Below are 3818 nucleotides of genomic sequence, written 5' to 3'. Positions count from 1 at the left end.
TCCGCCAGCGTCCGCTGGTAAAGCGCAACAGCCTCATCCAACCTGCCGAGATCCCGATAGACACTCGCCAGATTGTTCCTTGACACCAGCGTGTCGAAATGTTCAGCATCGACCAGTTGCTCGCCGGGGAATGGCAACGGGACCGGAACAGCTCTAACGCGCCCCTCCGATTCGGAGAGAAGCGCGCCCTGTGCGGGCAGCCCTAGCTTCACTGCCGTCAACAGTTTTGCCCGCGCTTCGAGTCTGTCAACATTGAATAGATCGACTGCTCCGAACGGCAAAGGGAAGCTTCTGGGTGTGAAACTCTCCACCCGCACAGGCAAAATTTGCTTCAGGGAATCTGGCGGATCGGCGCTCCATACGTGCCACCACTCTGCCGATGCGGCCATCGATTCTTCGTAGCCTTCACTCAAGACTACGATGGTCCGCTTTGCCTGCTGCACCCCACGCTCCACGCTAGAAATCCAGTGCGCTCCTGGCACAAAATCCCAAGCTTGAATAAGGAGACTGTACCCGGCTTCTTCCAGCGTCCAAGCAATCCATTCTGCCCACGCTTGGTCCGCTCGGGTATACGAGACAAAAAAGTCCCACCCGCCGTCCGCTGCGCCCTCGTTCACATGGCTAGCATCCCATGGCGACGCGGCGTCATCACAGGCAGGGCCGGGATCCTGCCCCAGAACGAACGCTCGCCGGCGGCGGGCTGGGCACAGCTGAGCGTCACTGGCTTCTTTTGGACACACATGAGGACCACTCGTGGAACACTTGACTGCGGCGGCGGAGCCGAGTCGGCGGCGGGGGGATGGTGTCAACGAGTCGCAAGCTGGCGCTTCGATCCGTGGTGGTACTGGCGACCGCAGCCGGAGCGGTTGGGCTGTGGGCGGCCGGCGCATCGGTGTCAGCGGCGAAGGCCGGTGTCATATGGCAGCTCGGGTTGGGCCTGTTCACAGCGCTGCTGACTGCGCAGACGATTGTCTTCGCGGTCAGCGCGGACCCTGATACGGTCTGGCCGTCCTTCCTCGACTTGGTGGAAGAGACCGGCCTCGTCCTCTGGCTGACGACGGGCACCTTCTCCGTGCTGCTTCCTGCCGCTGCGGACATCACCGGGCGCGGCGGCCTCCTGGTCGACGTCAGTCTCGGGCTTGTGGTCGCGCAGCTCATCTTGGGCATCGACTCGCTACAGGCGCTCCTACGAGTGCTTGCCGGTGAAGGTCGGCAGCTTTTCCTTGCTCGCCTGGCTTCCGAGGATCTCAGACGCGCCGCGCGGTCCGGCCGGCCGGTTCGGGTCGACCGGGCGCACGCTCTTGCCGGGTACTTGGGCGCGGTCGAGACAGCGATCGACAGCGCGGACGTCGCAGCCCTCGGTCAGCGCATGACGGAAGTGGCACGGCAGGCACGCGACGACGAGCACGCCGAGGTCGCCCGATGGCGGTTGGCGCTGCTCACGTACTTGATCGAGCGGGTCGGGCGCGCGGTGCTGTACCACGACCTGACTGGTGATGCGGCGCGCGTCGCGCTCCCCCATCTCATCGATGGGGCGTTGCACTCCAGCTACCGGCTCACCGAGCTGACCGGCACCGGAGCAGCGGCGGAGGATCACGTCAGTGAGGTCGAAGCGGCGGTCACCCTGGGCCAGGTCTGCCGTGTGATCGGCTGGCTTCAGCAAGCCGCACACGAGCGGCTTCAGGAACGGCCGGACGACGTCAGCGCCCGACAGGTGATCTCGTCCGTCGCCAAGGGCCGGCTACGGATCGTTCAGTTCGTCGATCCCGACCCGCCCGGCTTCTACCGGCAGGCAGAGGACCCGTGGCCCCATGGGTTGAGCGATCCGGCCGCGGTGCTGGTGTGGCTGTGGTCCATGTGCGAGTTCGGCGGGTCCTGGGTTGGCAGTGGCCTGTATGTGCTCGCCGAGGTGATCACCGGCGAGAAGTTCTACGGCAACTACTGGAACGACGACTGCATCTTCACCGAGATCGAGCGGCGGATCGGCGCCGACGGCTCCCGGCCGCACCGCACCGAGGACGGACGCGCCGCCGAGGTCGTCGCGGCGTGTGGAGGGCTGCAAACCGTCGCGCTGGAGCTGTGCGCGACCGTCATCGCTGGCCTGCGCAACACCCGCTTCACCCCACCGGCCGGCTTTGAGCAGGACCCGACCTTCTCGACTGACCGGCGCTACCTGCGCTCACAGATCACGATGTTCGCTACGTACGACTGCCTTCCCGACCCGCGCAGTGCGTTGGACTGGCTCTCGACCGCGCTCTCTCAGAGGAAGTTATGTGACTTGTTGAGGTCTCTGGCGGGGATTACGGGTTGGCGCCTGTTCTAGGCCTGGCTGTGTGCCGGTGTCGGTGATGTCGGGTTGCGGTTCCGCCGGGATGCGTTCTGCTGGAAAGCATGGACAGCACACAGACCCGCAAGCCCTATCCCAGTGATCTTTCTGATGAGGCGTGGGAGCTGATCGGCCCGGTCCTGGAGTCCTGGAAGGCCCGGCACCCCTCGGTCAGCGGGCATACCGGCCGCTACGACCTCCGTGAGATCGTCAACGCGATCCTTTACCAGGCCCGGACCGGCTGCCAGTGGCGTTACCTGCCCCACGATCTGCCTCCGCCCGGCGCGGTCTACTACTACTTCGGGACCTGGCGCGACGACGGCACCACCGGGACCGTTCATGACCTGCTGCGCTGGCAGGCCCGCGAGCAGCGCAGACGCCGTCCCGACCCGAGCGCGGTCGTGCTGGACTCCCAGACGGTGCGGGCTTCCACCAACGCCCCGCGGGACACCACGGGGCTGGACCCGGGGAAGAAGAGCCCAGGACGGAAACGAGGGCTGGCGGTGGACGTTCTCGGTCTGGTCGTCGCGGTGGTCGTGGTCGCCGCGAGCGTGCACGACAACGCCATCGGGGTCGCGCTCCTCGAACGGGTCGCCGCGCAGGAACCGGCGGTGCGTAAGGCATGGGTGGATGCGGGGTTCAAGAACGCGGTGGTCGAGCACGGCGCCGCGGTGGGGATCGAGGTCGAGGTGGTGCACCGTGAGCCCGGGGCGCGTGGGTTCGCGCCGGAACCGAAACGGTGGGTGGTGGAGCAGGCCTACGGGATCTGGATGTTGCACCGGCGCCTGGCCCGGGACTACGAGACGAGACCGGACAGCGCGGTCGCGATGATCCACTGGTCGATGATCGATGTGATGGTCCGGCGGTTGACCGGGGCGGCCACCCCGACGTGGCGTGACACGCCGCCCGGTGGGGGGGACGGGGGACGGTGATGCGGGAACTGCTGGAGAGGATCGAAGCCAGGTGGGTGCGGGCCGGCCAGGAGGTGGAACGGCTCCGTGAGCAGATCAGCGGGTTGCGCGAGCAGCTCGCTGCCGCCGAACGCACCCGGGAACGGTTGGAGATCACCCGGGAGACGGTGCTGGAACTCGCCGGTGCGGACACCGGCGAGGACTCGGGCGGCGGGCCGGCGCCGCTACCGGCCGGCTATCGGGAGGTGTTGGCGGTGGTTGCCCGGTCCGGGGACGGGCTGCACGTCAAGCAGGTCTGCCAGGTGCTGGAGACCGGCACCGAGCCTCGGGACCTGCAGAGCGTGCGCACCAGACTCAAGCGCCTGGTGGAACGGGGCATCCTCATCGAGCCCGAGGCCGGCCTGTTCGTCCTGCCCCGTCCCGACCCACCCACCCCGAAGATCAACCCAGTCTGAGATCAAAAAAAGCCTCACATAACGCCCTCTCACTGGATGTTTACGTAGTCCTGGTGACGATAAATCACCTTTGATGCCGACGGCTTTTGTGTCTTTCGCCCTGTAGGAGCATGTCCGTGCGTCCCG

The 3818-nt window shown here is 66.3% G+C and carries 4 protein-coding genes; 3 read left to right on the top strand and 1 reads right to left on the bottom strand.

The features are described 5' to 3' along the window. The coding region (locus B207_RS37860; RefSeq protein ID WP_154675141.1) for a TIR domain-containing protein at positions 1-890 on the bottom strand (890 nt) is incomplete at its 3' end. On the opposite strand from B207_RS37860, the gene B207_RS0104375 reads away from it, so the two are divergent. The 3 genes from B207_RS0104375 to B207_RS0104365 all read left to right on the top strand — a co-directional run bounded on the left by B207_RS0104375 (position 836) and on the right by B207_RS0104365 (position 3692). Further along, positions 836-2323 carry a hypothetical protein gene (locus B207_RS0104375; RefSeq protein ID WP_230204831.1) on the top strand — a complete coding sequence of 496 codons (1488 nt, stop codon included), beginning with the start codon at positions 836-838 and terminating at the stop codon, positions 2321-2323. The two genes, B207_RS37860 and B207_RS0104375, sit on opposite strands and share 55 nt — an antisense overlap. A 68-nt stretch (positions 2324-2391) precedes the next feature. Further along, complete coding sequence (locus B207_RS0104370; RefSeq protein WP_018635304.1) at positions 2392-3258, top strand: IS5 family transposase; 867 nt, start codon at positions 2392-2394, stop codon at positions 3256-3258. Continuing rightward, the gene (locus B207_RS0104365) at positions 3258-3692 is read left to right on the top strand and encodes a hypothetical protein (RefSeq protein ID WP_018635303.1); all 435 of its coding nucleotides are present in this window, start codon (positions 3258-3260) and stop codon (positions 3690-3692) included. Before B207_RS0104370 ends, B207_RS0104365 begins: the two co-directional genes overlap by 1 nt. The last annotated feature ends 126 nt before the right edge of the window (positions 3693-3818 follow it).

The sequence above is a fragment of the Parafrankia elaeagni genome (genome assembly GCF_000374165.1).
Taxonomy (GTDB): domain Bacteria; phylum Actinomycetota; class Actinomycetes; order Frankiales; family Frankiaceae; genus Parafrankia; species Parafrankia elaeagni.
The sequence above is the reverse complement of the archived record's forward strand: the minus strand, read 5'-3'. Positions and strand labels throughout refer to the sequence as shown.